The 15,257-nt window shown below is 62.9% G+C and carries 12 protein-coding genes; 10 read left to right on the top strand and 2 right to left on the bottom strand.

What is annotated here, in order from left to right; translation table 11 throughout:
- Positions 1–29: 29 nt before the first annotated feature.
- The 3 genes from ACFOSU_RS02350 to ACFOSU_RS02360 all read left to right on the top strand — a co-directional run bounded on the left by ACFOSU_RS02350 (position 30) and on the right by ACFOSU_RS02360 (position 3,305).
- A complete protein-coding gene (locus ACFOSU_RS02350; RefSeq protein ID WP_380686069.1) occupies positions 30–872 on the top strand; it encodes an AAA family ATPase in 843 nt (280 codons plus the stop codon).
- Between the two features lie 146 nt (positions 873–1,018).
- On the top strand, positions 1,019–2,197 hold the full coding sequence (locus tag ACFOSU_RS02355) for a vWA domain-containing protein (protein ID WP_380686071.1): 1,179 nt from the start codon (positions 1,019–1,021) through the stop codon (positions 2,195–2,197).
- A gap of 259 nt (positions 2,198–2,456) precedes the next feature.
- Positions 2,457–3,305, top strand: a complete 849-nt coding sequence (locus ACFOSU_RS02360) for a SanA/YdcF family protein (protein ID WP_380686073.1) — start codon at positions 2,457–2,459, stop codon at positions 3,303–3,305.
- 4 nt (positions 3,306–3,309) lie between these two features.
- Here the strand turns inward: ACFOSU_RS02360 and ACFOSU_RS02365 are convergent, their stop codons facing one another.
- The gene (locus tag ACFOSU_RS02365) at positions 3,310–4,005 is read right to left on the bottom strand and encodes a TetR family transcriptional regulator (protein WP_380686075.1); all 696 of its coding nucleotides are present in this window, start codon (positions 4,003–4,005) and stop codon (positions 3,310–3,312) included.
- A 124-nt stretch (positions 4,006–4,129) separates the two neighbouring features.
- Here ACFOSU_RS02365 and ACFOSU_RS02370 point away from each other — a divergent pair, with 124 nt between their 5' ends.
- The 7 genes from ACFOSU_RS02370 (at position 4,130) to ACFOSU_RS02400 (ending at position 13,888) form a co-directional block, all read left to right on the top strand.
- Complete coding sequence (locus ACFOSU_RS02370) at positions 4,130–5,482, top strand: efflux RND transporter periplasmic adaptor subunit (RefSeq protein WP_380686077.1); 1,353 nt, start codon at positions 4,130–4,132, stop codon at positions 5,480–5,482.
- Positions 5,483–5,484: 2 nt separating this feature from the next.
- Positions 5,485–8,637: an efflux RND transporter permease subunit gene (locus tag ACFOSU_RS02375; protein ID WP_380686079.1), complete on the top strand. Its 3,153-nt coding sequence runs from the start codon at positions 5,485–5,487 to the stop codon at positions 8,635–8,637.
- On the top strand, positions 8,627–10,189 hold the full coding sequence (locus tag ACFOSU_RS02380) for an efflux transporter outer membrane subunit (RefSeq protein ID WP_380686081.1): 1,563 nt from the start codon (positions 8,627–8,629) through the stop codon (positions 10,187–10,189). Before ACFOSU_RS02375 ends, ACFOSU_RS02380 begins: the two co-directional genes overlap by 11 nt.
- Positions 10,190–10,219: 30 nt before the next feature.
- The gene (locus tag ACFOSU_RS02385; protein ID WP_380686083.1) at positions 10,220–11,362 is read left to right on the top strand and encodes an MlaE family ABC transporter permease; all 1,143 of its coding nucleotides are present in this window, start codon (positions 10,220–10,222) and stop codon (positions 11,360–11,362) included.
- Positions 11,363–11,517: 155 nt separating this feature from the next.
- Positions 11,518–12,318, top strand: coding sequence for an ABC transporter ATP-binding protein (locus tag ACFOSU_RS02390; RefSeq protein WP_380686085.1), 801 nt, complete (start codon positions 11,518–11,520; stop codon positions 12,316–12,318).
- 44 nt (positions 12,319–12,362) lie between these two features.
- The gene (locus ACFOSU_RS02395) at positions 12,363–13,343 is read left to right on the top strand and encodes an MlaD family protein (protein ID WP_380686087.1); all 981 of its coding nucleotides are present in this window, start codon (positions 12,363–12,365) and stop codon (positions 13,341–13,343) included.
- Positions 13,340–13,888 (top strand): PqiC family protein, encoded by a 549-nt coding sequence (locus tag ACFOSU_RS02400; protein ID WP_380686089.1) that lies wholly within the window; start codon positions 13,340–13,342, stop codon positions 13,886–13,888. Before ACFOSU_RS02395 ends, ACFOSU_RS02400 begins: the two co-directional genes overlap by 4 nt.
- Before the next feature lie 365 nt (positions 13,889–14,253).
- Here ACFOSU_RS02400 and ACFOSU_RS02405 read toward each other — a convergent pair whose 3' ends face one another.
- On the bottom strand, positions 14,254–15,204 hold the full coding sequence (locus ACFOSU_RS02405; RefSeq protein ID WP_380686091.1) for an OmpW family outer membrane protein: 951 nt from the start codon (positions 15,202–15,204) through the stop codon (positions 14,254–14,256).
- Positions 15,205–15,257 lie beyond the last annotated feature (53 nt).

Consider the following 15,257-nt stretch of genomic DNA (forward strand, 5'->3'; position numbering starts at 1 on the left):
GGCCCGATTTTCACTGCAACGATAAGCCTATGACCATCCAATTCGCCGGCAGCGAACGCTATGTCGCCACCGATGATCTCAAGCTTGCGGTCAATGCCGCGGCCACTTTGCAGCGTCCGCTGCTGATCAAGGGCGAGCCGGGCACCGGCAAGACCATGCTGGCCGAGGAAGTTGCCGCCGCGCTTAACAAACCGTTCTACCAGTGGCATATCAAGTCCACGACCAAGGCCCAGCAGGGTCTGTACGAATACGACGCCGTGTCGCGTCTGCGCGATTCGCAGCTCGGTGAGCAGAAGGTCCACGACATCGGCAACTACATCGTGCCCGGGCCGCTGTGGGAGTGCTTCACCGCGGATCAGCAGCCGGTGCTGCTGATCGACGAGATCGACAAGGCCGATATCGAGTTCCCCAACGATCTGCTGCGTGAAATCGATCGTATGGCGTTCGACGTCTACGAAACCCGCCAGACCATCGAGGCGCGTTTCCGGCCGATCATCATCATCACGTCCAACAACGAGAAGGAACTGCCGGACGCCTTCCTGCGCCGCTGCTTCTTCCACTTCATCTCGTTTCCGGACAAGGACACGATGCGCGAGATCGTCGACGTGCATTTTCCGGACATCAAGAAGAACCTGCTGTCCGACGCCATGGATCTGTTCTTCGACGTGCGCGACGTGCCCGGTATCAAGAAGAAGCCGTCGACCTCGGAGCTGCTGGACTGGCTCAAGCTGCTGCTGGCCGAGGACATCCCGGCCGAGGCGCTGCATTCCAAGAACGCTCGCGATGCACTGCCGCCGCTGCACGGCGCGCTCCTCAAGAATGAGCAGGACGTGCATCTGTTCGAGCGTCTGGCATTCATGACGCGACGCTGATGTGGTATCCGGCTAACTCCCGCGTAGGTCGGATTAGCCGTAGGCGTAATCCGACATCCTGCCGCGAACCCGTTTGTCGGCTTAGGGCCTTGCGGCCTAAGCCGACCTACGTGTGTGGTTTCCAATCGTAGCGCCGCGAATACGCCATGCTGATTGAATTCTTCTACGAACTACGTGACGCCGGGCTCAAGCCGTCGGTGACCGAATACCTGACGCTGCTGGAAGCGCTCAATGCGCACGTCGGCGGCATGAGTGTCACCAATTTCTATTACCTGTCGCGCGCGACGATGATCAAGGACGAGGCCAAGTTCGATCGCTTCGATCAGGTGTTCGGGCATTATTTCGACGGCATCCAGGCCGCGACCCAGGATCTGACCACCGATATCCCGGATGAATGGCTCGAGAAGATGAAACAGCTCGAGTTGAGCGACGAGCAGAAAGCTCAGATCGAGGCCATGGGCGGCTGGGACAAGCTCATGGAGACGCTCAAGAAACGCCTGGAAGAGCAGGGTGAGCGTCACGAGGGCGGCAGCAAGTGGATCGGCACGGCTGGCACATCGCCGTTCGGCGCCTACGGCTTCAATCCGGAAGGCATCCGGATCGGCCAGGATGGCTCGCGTCATCGCCGGGCGGTCAAGGTCTGGGACAAACGCGAATTCGCCAACCTCGACGGCGGCCAGGAAATCGGTACGCGCAACATCAAGATGGCGCTGCGCAAACTGCGCCGCTTCGCCCGTCAGGGCGCCGAGGATGAGCTGGATCTGGACAACACCATCCGCTCGACCGCGCGTAACGCCGGCCATCTCGATCTGAAGATGCGTCCGGAACGTCGTAATGCGGTCAAGCTGCTGATCTTCTTCGATGTCGGCGGTTCCATGGACGACCATGTGGCCACCTGCGAAAGCCTGTTTTCGGCGGCGCGCGCCGAGTTCAAGCACATGGAGTACTTCTATTTCCACAATTTCCCCTACGAGGGACTGTGGAAGGACAATCGTCGCCGGCGCAGCGAGCAGCACCCGACCTGGGATGTCTGTCATACCTACACCACCGACTACAAGGCAATATTTGTCGGCGACGCGACAATGAGCCCATACGAGATCGCGTATCCCGGCGGCAGCGTCGAGCACTGGAACGCAGAGGCCGGGGCGGTGTGGCTGGATCGTCTGCTCGAGAGTTTTCCGGACGCCGTGTGGCTGAATCCGGAACCGCGAGAGCGCTGGGATTACACCCCCTCGATCAAGATGACACGCGAACTGATGGGCAATCGCATGTACGAAATGACGCTGGATGGTCTCGAGGCCGCGATCGGGAAGCTTGCCCACTAGGAGGCTGTCGGACTCAGCATGAGTCTACTGCGCAGGCGGGACAGCGGCATGGATCCCCCCGATCTTTCGTTACGTCGCACCACGATGCGCCTCAAGATCACGACAATTGCTGCTCACTGTCCCACCAGGCTCGCTACGAACCCCCGAATCCGACAGCCTCCTAGCGGCTGTCGATTGTTGCTTCGTTAGGGCAGCGGTCTATTGACGCTGTTAGGCTCGCGCTATCCTGTGCTTGCCCTGTATCGCGGTACCGATGTCCATGACGGCTTCGTCAGCCACCACCCCTGTTTCACTGCGCACGCCGTGGCGGATGCCGTCGATGGCCGGCCTGCGGCTTGCCGCGAGCATCGGTCTGTCCGGGCTGGGGTGCCTGCTGCTGGCGATGATGGCCGCCAATGCATGGGTGGTGAGTGCGACCCGGGACCATATCTTCGACGATATCGACCGCCTGGGCGCGCACGATGTGGGCGTGGTGCTGGGAACCAGCCCCTATACGCGCTACGGCAATCGCAATCTGTTGTTCACGCATCGAATGATCGCCGCGGCGGAATTGTATGCGGCGGGTCGGGTGCGGCATCTGCTGGTATCGGGCGCCAATCCGGACAGCACCTACAACGAGCCGCGCAAGATGTATCAGGCGTTGCGGCGGCTGGGCGTGCCCGATGCCGCGCTCACGCTCGACTTTGCCGGCTTTCGCACGCTGGATTCGATCGTGCGGGCCAAGCGTATATTCGGGCTCGACAACTATGTGATCGTGTCACAGCGTTACCATGACTACAGGGCGCTGTTCATCGCGCGCTACAACGGTATTCACGCCGTGGCGTACAGCCGGCCGGAGGAGGATCGCAGGCAGCCGCTGCGCGCCGAGGCCCGCGAGTATCTCGCCCGGGTCAAGGCGGTGGTGGATCTGTTTCTGTTGTCCACGCGGCCCCGGTTTCTAGGACCGCCGAGGCCGATCGAGATCGAACCCGTCGAGCCCTTCGATTTCCTGATCCGATCGGAGCTGATCGATCCGGACGGCATGCTCTACGGCAAACCGCCATCGCCGAAAGAGGCCGGCGATGCGGCGGGTCCGGATGGCGATACGCAGGCCGCCCAGCCGGATTAGGGGATTAGTCGGTCGGCTCGAAGTTCGAGCAGCCGGTGGTCTGAACGGTCGTCGAATGCAGCGATTCGCTGCCCAGCGAACTGGTATCGAAAATACCGCTGAGCAAAGCGTCGACGATCGGTTGCCAATCGCGCTTGGCATTGTAGATATCGGGGTGGCGCAGTACGCATTCGTAGTTGCCGGACATGAACGCCATGATCATGTCGGTGGCATCCTGCGGCGCCAGCGGCTCGTACAACTGCTTCTGTGCCGCGATTTCGCTGCACAGCGACAGCATGACGGCGCGCGCGTCCTCGAACATGGCGCCCATGAGTGCATCTGCAGGGTGCCCCTGTTCGGTGATTTCGCAGCGATGTAGGATGATGTGGCAAACACGTCTGTGTTGGGCATCGGTGGCCAGCCGGTGCAGTCCGTGCAGCATCATCTCGCGCAACAGCCGCAGCGGCTCGTTGCCGGGTATGTGCTGGCTCAGGCATTGCCTGAGATCACGTAGTGGAAGGTGGGTGCGTGACAGCATGGCTTCGAGCAGTGCCCGTTTGTGGGCGAAATGCCAGTAGATGGCGCCGCGGGTCACGTCGGCGCGCGCGGCAATACGCTCCAGCGACGTCTGGGAAACACCGCGTGCCTGCATTTCGATCTCTGCGGCGTCGAGTATCCGCTCGCGCGTCTGTGCCGACTCGAACTTTGTTTTGCGTGCCATAAGAACGTCATTCGCCCCTGTTACAAGCCGCGATCATAGCGCAAAAATAACTTACATACATACGAGAATGTATGTATCATGTCGTTCACTCTAGCAGCAAAATTCCGGATTGGGGATACATCCTATGCACGACCTGTATTCAATGCCCGCGGGTCGGGCGTTCGGACTGCGTGTGGTATGCGCTCTGGCCGTGATGCTGGCGCTGACCGCGTGTGGCAGCAGTAGCGGGGAGCAGCAGCAGCCACAGCAACCGCCGCCCATACCGGTGGACGTGACCACCGTGCAGCCGCATACCGTCGACGTTTACGCGGAGTATCCGGGCCGCGTCGAGGGCAAGCGCACCGTGCAGGTGCTGGCGCGCGTGGAAGGCATCCTGGAAAAGCGTCACTACACCGAAGGCCAGGTTGTCAAGGAAGGGCAGTTGCTCTACTCGATCGATCCGAAACCCTTCCAGGCGACGGTCAACCAGCGCAAGGCCGAACTCGCCAGCGCGAACGCCAGCCTGAACCAGGCACAGCGCCAGTACAATCGTGTCCAGCACCTCTACAAGGTCAATGCCGTCAGCGCAGCCGAGCGCGACCAGGCGCTGTCCGATCTGGAAACCTCGCGTGCCGCGGTTCAGCAGGCGAAAGCCAACCTCGACAGCGCCCAGATCGATCTGGGCTATACCAAGGTCAACGCACCGCTGACGGGCGCGACCAGTCTGCGCGAGATCGACGAAGGATCACTGGTGTCCAACGGCACCCAGTTGACCACGATCACCCAGCTCGATCCGGTGTACGTGCTGTTCGCGTTGCCCGAGGACGATGCCATCGCCCGCGGCAAGGCGTTGTCGGAAATGGGATCGGAGTCGAGTGACGAGGCCACGCGCGAAGCCACGATCATCCTGCCGAACGGGCAGCCGTTCCCGGTCAAGGGTGTGGTCGATTTCACCCAGAGCACGATCAATCCGGACACCGGTACGGTGCAGCTGCGCGCGGTCGTGAAGAACACCAACAACGCGCTGATGCCCGGCCGTTATGTGCGGGCGCGTGTACGTCTCGAGACGCGCAAGAACGCGCTGGTGGTCCCCAATATCGCGATCTCGGACGGTCGTCAGAGCACCCAGGTCTATGTCGTGAAGAACGGCAAGGCCGAGGCGGTCGACGTCGAACTGGGGCCGGACGTGGAAGGCGGGCGCCTGATCAACAAGGGCCTGTCGGCGAACGACAAGGTGATCATTTCCGGGCTGGGGCAGGTCAAGCCGGACGCGCCGGTGCAGATCAAGCAGGCCCAGAACGAGGGGTCGGCCCCTGCGGGCGCGGGCGATGCCACGGATGCGGCCGACACCGGGTCGACGTCGCAGGGTGGCCGCTCGGCGGTCGCGGATATCGACGATTCGACGCTGCGCCTGAAGCTGCATGAGTTGGCCGCTGACGCACCCCTCGGCGAGATACCCAGCCGTGCCTACGCTGCTGCCTCTGTCCAGAGTCGTTAGTCATGCTGTCAAAATTCTTCATCGACAGACCGGTCTTCGCGACGGTTATCGCGATCGTGATCACGATCGCCGGCATCATCTCGATGCGCACGCTGCCGATCTCGCAGTATCCCGACGTCGTGCCGCCGGAAGTCGTGGTGAGTGCGAACTATCCGGGCGCCAGCGCCGAGGATATCGCCGATACCGTGGCCGCGCCCCTGGAGCAGCAGATCAACGGCGTCGAGGACATGCTCTACATGACCTCGACCTCGTCGGACTCCGGCACGCTGCAGATCTCGGTGACCTTTGCCATCGGCACGGATCCGGATCAGGCGACCATCGACGTCAACAACCGCGTGCAGTCGGCGTTGTCGCAGTTGCCGGATACGGTGCGTGCCACCGGCGTGACCGTGCGCAAGCGTTCCACCAGCATTCTGCAGGTGATCACGCTCTACTCGCCGGATCAGAGCTTTGACACGACCTATATCAGCAACTATGCGCTGGTTAACATCATCGACGCGATCAAGCGTATCGACGGCGTGGGTGATGCAAGGCTGTTCTCGACCGAAGACTACTCGATGCGCATCTGGCTCGATCCGAGCAAGATGGCGCGCTATCGGCTGACGCCGGCCGACGTCCAGGCCGCGATCCGGGAGCAGAACTCGCAGTTCGCCGCCGGCAGTTTCGGGGCCACCCCCAACGGCGACAGCAAGACCGCGTTCACGTACACCGCTTCCACGGAAGGGCGTTTCACCAACGTCGATCAGTTCAAGAACATCATCCTGCGCACGCAGGAGAATGGCCAGGTGCTGCGCCTGAGCGATGTCGCCCGGGTCGAACTGGGCGCGCAGAGTTACGCCACCAGCCACAGTTTCAACGGCAAACCGGCGGTGCCCGCGGCGATCTATCTGTCGCCGGGCGCGAATGCGCTGGCCACGGCCGAGCGTATCCGCGCACGTATGGACGAACTCGGGCAGACGCTGCCCAAGGGGCTGGCCTACGATATTCCGTTCGATACCACGAAATTCGTGGAGGCATCGATCGAGTCAGTGATCGAGACCTTCATCGAGGCGATCGTGCTGGTCGTGATCGTGGTATTCCTGTTCCTGCAGAACTGGCGCGCGACGCTTATTCCGTTGCTGGCAATACCGGTGGCGTTGATCGGCAGTTTCGCGGGCATGCTCGCACTCGGGTTCTCGATCAACCTGTTGACGCTGTTCGGGCTGATTCTGGCCATCGGCATCGTGGTCGATGACGCGATTATCGTGATCGAGAATATCGAACGCAACATGACCGAGGAGGGATTGCCACCACGACAGGCGGCGATCAAGGCCATGGAGGAGGTCACCGTTCCGGTGATCGCGGTCGTGCTGGTGCTCAATGCGGTATTCATACCGGTGGGTTTTCTCGGCGGACTGTCCGGCGAGATGTATCGGCAGTTCGCGATCACCATTGCGGTATCGGTCACGATTTCCGGTTTCGTGGCGTTGACGCTCACGCCGGCGTTGTGCGCCCTGTTCCTCAAGCCGAGCAAGGAAAAACGCGCCTTGCCGTTTCGATTGTTCAACAAGGGCTTTGCCAAGGCTACCGGCGCATATCTGTGGGGCGTGAATCTGCTGCTCAAGCGCGTGATTCTGGGCCTGGTTCTGTTCGTCGGCGTGCTCGTGGCCATCTGGCTGGTGTCCGCACGGGTGCCGTCCGGGCTGCTGCCGCAGGAGGATCAGGGGTATATCTTCGCGATCTATCGCCTGCCGCCGGCGGCCTCGCTGCAACGCACGAGCGATGTCAGCCATGAACTCTACGAGAAGGTTCACGCCAGCATGCCGGGCGTGGGTGGTGTGGTCAGCGTGCCGGGCTACGATTTTCTCGCGGGCGCCCAGCGTACCTATGCCGGTATCGCGTTCCTGACGCTCAAGGACTGGGGCGATCGCGGCGGCGAAGGCCAGGATTCGTTCTCGCTGGTCAATCAGACGTTCGGCATCGGCGCGCAGATTCCCGATGCCCAGATCATCGCCTTCAATCCGCCGCCGATCATCGGTCTGTCGACCACCGGCGGTTTCGAAGCCTATCTGCAGAATACCCAGGGTGGTGACTACAACTCACTCCAGCAAGCGGCAAACAAGCTGGTCGCGGCGGCCAGTAAACGCCCGGAACTGACCCAGGTGCGCACCACGCTGACCACCGACGTACCGCGTTACAAGATCAAGGTCGATCGCGAGAAGACCAAGGCGCTGGGTGTGCCCATCGGCGATCTGTTCGCCGCACTCCAGTCGACTTTCGGCCAGCTCTACGTGAATCAGTTCTCGCTGCTGGGCCGGAACTGGCAGGTCAACGTGCAGTCGGACGCGCCGTATCGCCAGAAGCCGGAGGACTTGGGCAAGGTGTATGTGCGCTCCGATTCCACCAACGAGATGATTCCGGTCAGCTCTCTGGTGAGCACCGAACGCACGACGGCCGCCGACGTGGTCGAGCGCTTCAATATCTTCCCCGCGGCCAAGATCATGGGGTCGCCGGCGCCCGGCTACAGTACCGGTCAGGCGAACGCCGCGATCAAGGAGGTCGTGCGGGACGCGCTGGGGTCGGGCTATCGCTTCGAATTCACCGGTACGGCATATCAGGAAGAACGCGCCGGCAGCTCGGGCAGCATTGCCTTCGCGCTCGGCGTGGTGATGGTGTTCCTGATTCTCGCGGCCCAGTTCGAGAAGTGGACATTGCCGCTGGCGGTGATCACCGCGGTGCCGTTCGCGGCCCTGGGCGCCTATGTCGCCGTGTGGCTGCGAGGTATCGACAACAGTCTGTACTTCTCGGTCGGACTGCTGGTGCTCATTGGCCTGGCGGCGAAGAACGCGATTCTGATCGTGGAATTTGCGGTGATGGGTCGCGAGGAAGGCAAATCACCGGCGGCGGCCGCGTACGAGGCGGCGAAGCTGCGTTTCCGGCCGATCGTGATGACGTCGCTGGCATTCATCCTGGGCACGTTGCCGCTTGCGCTTGCGACCGGCGCATCGGCTAACAGCCGAAATGCCATCGGTACCGCCGTGGTCGGCGGTATGCTGGCGGCCACCTTTTTCGCGATACTTTTCGTGCCCATGTTCTATGACCTGATCGAGAAGGGCACCGACAAGCTCCGTGGCCGGGGTCGAAAAGAGCACAATGAGGAACAACATGATGCGTAAGGCCCTGCTTCTGCTGGCCGTGGCCGGTCTGTCGGCGTGCACGCTCGGGCCGGATTACAAACGTCCGGATATCGATCTGCCGGCGTCGGCCTTCGATTCCACGCTGTTGAGTCAATCACAGCAGGACGCCATGGCGTATTGGTGGACGCGCTATCGCGATCCGCAGCTCAACAAGCTGATCGACGACGCGCTCGACGACAATCTCGATATCGCGCTGCAGGCGGCGCGTTTCCGGGAAGCCCGGGCGCAGCTGGGTCTGGCCAACGCCAACCTGTTCCCCTCGATCGAGGGCCAGGCCAACGCGACCCGCCAGAAGACCAGTGGCGCGGTACCGTCCTCGGGCGGATCGAGTTCCGGCGGGGGCGGTGGCGTCGGTGGCCAGTCCGGTGGCGCGTCGAGCGCCGGCGGCTCGGGCGTGCGCTATAACTATTTCTCGGTGGCGGGTTCGATCAGCTATGAACTCGACGTGTTCGGTGGCCTGCGCCGCGCGGACGAACAGGCGCGCGCGCTGTTGCTGTCGTCGGCCTATACCAAGGATTCCGTGCGTCTGAGTATCGTCAGTGATGTGGTGACCAACTACATGTCGCTGCTCGCGCTCGAGCGCCAGATCCGGGTGACCAACGAGACCATCGCCACCCGCAAGAAAGGCATGGATCTGGATGAGCAGCGCTACAAGTACGGCGCCATCGACAAGCTCACGCTGCTGCAGACGCGATCCTTGCTGCAAACCGCGCGCGCCCAGCTGCCGCCGCTCAAGCAGCAGGCCAGCGAGCTGCGTTCCTCGCTTGCGATCCTCACCGGACGTACGCCGCGCGAGATCATGGCCGACCCGCAGATCGAGGCGGGCACGTTCGAAGACGTGCATCTGCCCGATGAGCTGCCGGTGGTCATGCCCTCGCTTCTGGTCGAGCGTCGGCCTGATATCCGCGCCGCCGAGGCATCGCTGATCGCGGCGAACGCCAATATCGGCGTGGCCAAGGCGCGGTTCTTCCCGACCTTCAATCTGACCGCGATGATCGGCACCGAAGCGCTGGACGTGGATGATCTGTTCGAGCCGTTCGCCGAGACACAGGGCATCACCGGTGCTATTACCGCGCCGATCTTCGATTTCGGTCGTCGGCAGGCCGGTTACGATACCGCCGTCGCCCAGAAGGACGAGGCCGAGATCATGTATCGCCAGACCGTGCGTCAGGCCTTCCGGGAAGTGCGCGATGCCCTGGTCGCGGTCGATCTGACCAACCAGAGGCTCGAAGCCGTCCAGCAACAGGTCGATGCCTACCGGGAGACGGTGCGTCTGGCGCGGCTGCGCTACCAGGCCGGGCGTACCGCGTTTTTCGACGTACTCGACGCCCAGCGCCAGTTGTTCAGCAGCCAGCTCGATATTGCGGAAGCCATCCGCGACCGTTTCACCGCGACCGCGGACCTGTTCAAGGCGCTTGGCGGAGGCTGGACCGAGAACAGCGATTCGCTGACGCCAGGGCTGCAGGCGACGCGCGACAGCTATGCGCCGGCGGACGATGCGCATGCGACACCGACGGGCATGTCAAAATAGCGACATGAGCTCTCCCGGCAATCTGTATTCGTGGCGCTAGCCTCTGCCCGACAATCATCGCTGTATCGCATCGAGGATCAGAACGGTCGTCGTGCGCTCGTGCTTGCGGGCGACTGGGGTAGCGCGGCGCGTCTGCCCAGTTCCGGTCCGCTGGCGAAGCGCCTGCTTGGATCGTTAGCCTCCGACGACGGTGTGGTGATCGACGGGCAGGGCCTCGATAGCGCCCACCCGCGCGTAGCGGCGCTCGTCTATACGCTCGTGCAGCGTCTGCGCCGCGCCGGTGTCGAGGTGGAGTTGCACGCCTTGCCGGCGAGCGTGGCGTCGCTGGTGGATCTGGCCCGGCCCGCCGAGCGCGAATCTTCGCCGCCGGTTCGACGTGCAGGCTGGGTCGCCCGTCTGGGCGCCGCCGGGCGCAGCCGTTTCGATACGGTCGGTATCGTGGCCCGGCTGGTGGGCAACGCCGCGTCGGCAACACCCGGGCTCGCCACCGGCAAGGCGCAGGCGCGCTGGGTTGACTTCGTGGCATTGCTGCGCGAAACCGGCGCGTCGTCGCTGCCCGTGGTGACGGTCGTGAATCTGTTGATTGGCGCTGTGCTGGGCTTCGTCGGCGCGGTGCAGCTGGCGGCGTTCGGTGCCGGTCTGTACCTGGCCGATCTGGTGGGTATCGCGGTCGCTCGCGAGATGGCGGCGATCATGACCGCATTCATCATGGCCGGGCGTATCGGGGCAACGTTTGCAGCTCATCTGGCCACCATGCAGGCCAACGAGGAGATCGACGCCCTGCGCATGATCGGCGTCTCGCCGTTCGAGTTTCTGGTGCTGCCGCGCCTGGCCGCGATGACGCTGATGATGCCGCTGCTGTTTCTCTATGCCGCCGCGCTGGGCATCGGCGGCGGCATGATCGTGGCCGATCTCGTGCTCAACACCTCACCGGCGAGCTTTCTCGGGCGTCTAGAAGACGCGGTCGCTGTGCGTCATTTCGTGATCGGCTTCGTCAAGGCCGTGTGTTTCGGCATCCTGATCGCGCTGGCCAGCTGTCATCTGGGGATGAGCGCCGGGCGTAATGCCGCCGAGGTCGGGCGTGCGGCCACGCGCACCGTAGTCGTATCGATCATCGGCATCATTCTGATCGACGCCGTGTTCGCGCTGTGTACCAACGCGTTGGGGATCTAGTGTTGGCGCAAGCCAAGCCGCGTCGCTGCGTGGCCGCGTGGCGGCGTGCCACGGGCAGGGCGAGGGTCGGTTATCGTGCCCTGTGTGACACGAGCGTTACCTGCATCGGTCGCTTGCTCGCTATTCGCCCACTGCACGTTACAGGACGCTAGCCCATGGCCGAGCTCGACAAGGCACAATCGCTGGATGAGGGCATCGTCGTGCGCGACCTGCGCCTGGCCTATGGCGATACGCTCGTCCAGCAGGAGCTGTCGTTCTACGTGCCGCGCGCGAGTATTTTCGTGATCATGGGCGTGTCCGGCTGTGGCAAGAGCACCTTGTTGCGCCACATGATCGATCTCGAGCAGTCCGACCAGGGCGATATCCGTTTCGACGGTCAGCGCCTGTGGACCCGCGACGCCGCCGAGCGGGCGGCACTGCAGCGGCGTATCGGCGTGTTGTTCCAGAGCACCGCGCTGTGGAGTTCCATGAACATCGGCGAGAACGTCGGCCTGCCCATGCAGCTACACACCCGCCTGAGCGCGGCCGAGATTCGTGATCAGGTGGCCTTCAAGCTGGCGCTCGTCGGCCTGGCCGGTCAGGAAAAGCGCATGCCGAGCGAATTGTCCGGGGGCATGCAAAAACGCGCCGGGCTGGCCCGCGCCATCGCCCTCGATCCGGACTATCTCTTTCTCGACGAGCCCAGCGCCGGCCTCGATCCGATCACCTCGCAGCGTCTGGATGCGCTGATCATGAACCTGCGCGACGCGCTTCAGTTGAGCGTGGTCGCTGTCACCCATGAACTGCCGAGTATATTCACCATTGCAGACGACAGCATCTATCTCGACAATGAGAGCCGCCGCGCAATCGCGCACGGCAACCCGCGTGACCTGGTCCGGCATGCCGAGCATGCCCGGGTGCGTGCGTTTCTCAATCGCAGCTCCGTTGCCAGCGAGGTCGCGGCGGGTGCGTCGTAACCATCGCTATGGGCGCAATACGCTGATTCTGGGAGGATTCCCGTATGGCCAGTAACCGCAGCTATACCCTGATCGGCCTGTTTCTGCTGGGCGCGATCGTGCTGTTCGTGGCGGCGGTGCTGGCCTTCGGCGGTACCCGCTTGCTCAGCGACAATCGCACCGCGATCATCTTTTTCGATCAATCGGTGCTGGGTCTGACCAACGGTTCGAAGGTGCTGTTTCGCGGCGTTCAGGTCGGTACGGTCAAGAACGTGCAGCTCCGGCTCGACCCCGAACTCGGCAAGGCGCGGATCGGGGTGACGATCGAGGTGGGCGCCAATAACACCGTGATGATGGATGGCGACGGCTCGACGCGGGACGTCACCACGCAGGAACTGGTAGACCGCGGGCTGCGCGCGCAGCTCGTGGTATGGAGTTACGTGACGTCGCAGCTGGCCGTCAACCTCGACTTCCAGCCCGACAGCAAACCGAATTTCGTCGCCAAAAAGCAGGATCTCGCCTATCCCGAGATTCCGGCGGTGCCATCCCAGATCGAGCAGCTCAAGGACACGGTCAGCGATCTGCCTTGGAAGGAGACGCTGACCACGGTCAACGAGACGATGCAATCGATGGTGACGCTCGCCAACGACATGGACGCGCTCATCACCACGCTGGGGCCCAATCTGGCCCAGACCAGCGACGCCGCGCGCGATACCATGCAGGCGGCCCGGACCACGATCACGTTCAGCAACACCCAGATCGAAAAGACGCTGTCCGGCTTGCGCGAGCTCACCGACAACGTCAATCACCAGCTGGTATCGCGCGATGCGCAGATTGGTCGGCTGCTCAACAACGCCGAGGCGACCAGCAAGAATCTCACCTCGATTTCCAGCAATCTCGAGGCGTTGACCGATCCCGGCTCGGATGATCGTCAGGATATCCAGAGTGCGATTCGTGATCTGTCCGCCGGGGCTGCGTCCCTGCGTCGTTTCGCTGAAACCCTCGAGCGCGACCCGAATTCGATCCTCTTTGGAGAGTCACGATGAAATCAGTTTTCCAGGGCGGCGCGATCGCCGTCTGCCTGCTCGGTCTGTCGGCCTGCGCCAGCGTGCCGCCGGTTCAGCATGTGCTGCTGTCGCCGCCACAGAGTGAGCGTGCCACCACCCGGGCGAGCCGGTGGGATGTGCGGCGCGTCCAGATGCCGGAATATCTGGACAGCTATGACGTACAGCTGCGTACCGACGAATACGTGCTCACGCGCCTGCCGGACAGCAAATGGGCCGAGCGGCTGCCGGTGGCCATGACCCGCCTGCTGCAACAGACCATCGACGAGAAACTGGTCAACAAACGGGATCGTCCCTATCAGGTCGATGTGAAGGTGGATACGTTCGAGCCCCAGCCTTCCGGGCAAGTCGTGCTGTCCGCACGCTGGACCGTTACCGATACTCAGGACGACACGGTCATCGCTCGCGATAACAGTCTCATTCAGCAGCCGTTGCCGGCGGCCAACCGCGACGCAGCCGCGATCGGGCGCGCCATGTCGGAAGCGGTGCGCCAGCTGGCGTTCCGGATCGTCGCCGCGGCGGGCTGACCGCGCCGGTCGTCCAGCCTCTCTGCGAGGGGCGGGGCGCGCCGTTGTCTGATGTCAAACGGGGTTTCCTCAGGCGCAGAGGACGAACGCGACAGCACGGCTGCTCTCGGCGGCGCAGGACAGTATCAAGGCTGTGTATGCCGGCCACAGGCAGGGGCGTTGCCGTTACTGCTCGGCTTCTGCAACGGTGGTGGGGGCGCTGATGTTGCGTCCTTGCCCGCCGATCCTGCGTCGATTCGACGCGTGCGCTGTCTCGCGATGTGCGTTCCTGCAGTCGCAGTCTGCGGTGCTGCTGAAAACCGATGACCACAAAAAAGGCCGCCCGGATGACCGGGCGGCCTGGAAGTCCTGCGTGTTCGCAGCGATCAGAAATGCATGCCGAACGAGAACTGATAGAGCACGGCCTTGAAATCGTTGGATGAACTGACGGTGCCCACGTCGATCGGGCCGACCGTCGGACTCAGCGTGGGCGAATTGACCACGATGTTGTTCACCTTCGCTTCGACCGTGGCACAGCCCACGTACTTCACGTCCGCCGTGATGAACATGTTGTTGGGCAGCTGGAAGTCCGCACCGAGCTGGCCCACACAGGCGACCGGCTTGGTGAGGTTCAGCGTCGGCTCATTGCCGTATGCGTTCAGCACGGTATTGGAGACGTCGGTGTCGTAGGTGTAGAGATACATGGCGCCGACGCCGATGTACGGCTGGATGATCGTATCCACCCACGGACGGTAGACGATGGTGAAATTCGGCGGCAGCGTCTTGAGCGTTCCGATCGAACGACCCAGCGGCGGTACTCCGGTCGGGATGCCGTTCTTCGTGGTCGGCGACAGCGATTCGTCGATCGCGTTCTTGGAGACTTCGAAGTCCAGCTTCAGCGGCGGCGCCAGCGTGACTTCCATCGCCAAGTGGTGGCCGGTCAGCGGCAGGTACAGACCGTAGGTGCCGCCCAGCGTCGTCGTGTTACCCGTCGACGAGCCGGTATGGGCGATCTCGCTCTTGCCCGGGCCGAACGCCTGCGCAGCCAGCCCTTGAGCGTTCTCGACACGCAGCGGCGAGCTGGTGCCGTAGTACTGCAGATGCAGCACGCCGATACGGAAGTAGCTGTTGTGCTTGACGTAGTCGAACGACTTGGCAAAAAAGCCCGGCTCGCTCTCCGCCTTGAACTTGTCCGAGCCCGAGTTATCGGCGCCGTCGCCGCGCATCTGGCCCTGTGCCAGCGCCGATCCCGCCACCAGCAGGCTGGTTCCCGCAAGAATCACCGCGGCGGCCCGCTTGCCCAGCAGACGGCGCCTGGACGTTGTGTCCTGATTCATCTCCCTTCTCCTTGTCACGTTTTATCTTGTTAGAGAGGCACGGACCCCGGCTG

The sequence above is a fragment of the Salinisphaera aquimarina genome (genome assembly GCF_042643355.1).
Classification (GTDB): Bacteria; Pseudomonadota; Gammaproteobacteria; order Nevskiales; family Salinisphaeraceae; genus Salinisphaera; species Salinisphaera aquimarina.

Excerpts from the sequence above, each read along its gene's own strand:
- ACFOSU_RS02350 (WP_380686069.1), top strand. The coding sequence starts at position 30 with ATGACCATCCAATTCGCCGGCAGCGAACGCTATGTCGCCACCGATGAT.
- ACFOSU_RS02355 (WP_380686071.1), top strand. The coding sequence starts at position 1,019 with ATGCTGATTGAATTCTTCTACGAACTACGTGACGCCGGGCTCAAGCCG.
- ACFOSU_RS02360 (WP_380686073.1), top strand. The coding sequence starts at position 2,457 with ATGACGGCTTCGTCAGCCACCACCCCTGTTTCACTGCGCACGCCGTGG.
- ACFOSU_RS02365 (WP_380686075.1), bottom strand. The coding sequence starts at position 4,005 with ATGGCACGCAAAACAAAGTTCGAGTCGGCACAGACGCGCGAGCGGATA.
- ACFOSU_RS02370 (WP_380686077.1), top strand. The coding sequence starts at position 4,130 with ATGCACGACCTGTATTCAATGCCCGCGGGTCGGGCGTTCGGACTGCGT.
- ACFOSU_RS02375 (WP_380686079.1), top strand. The coding sequence starts at position 5,485 with ATGCTGTCAAAATTCTTCATCGACAGACCGGTCTTCGCGACGGTTATC.
- ACFOSU_RS02380 (WP_380686081.1), top strand. The coding sequence starts at position 8,627 with ATGATGCGTAAGGCCCTGCTTCTGCTGGCCGTGGCCGGTCTGTCGGCG.
- ACFOSU_RS02390 (WP_380686085.1), top strand. The coding sequence starts at position 11,518 with ATGGCCGAGCTCGACAAGGCACAATCGCTGGATGAGGGCATCGTCGTG.
- ACFOSU_RS02395 (WP_380686087.1), top strand. The coding sequence starts at position 12,363 with ATGGCCAGTAACCGCAGCTATACCCTGATCGGCCTGTTTCTGCTGGGC.
- ACFOSU_RS02400 (WP_380686089.1), top strand. The coding sequence starts at position 13,340 with ATGAAATCAGTTTTCCAGGGCGGCGCGATCGCCGTCTGCCTGCTCGGT.
- ACFOSU_RS02405 (WP_380686091.1), bottom strand. The coding sequence starts at position 15,204 with ATGAATCAGGACACAACGTCCAGGCGCCGTCTGCTGGGCAAGCGGGCC.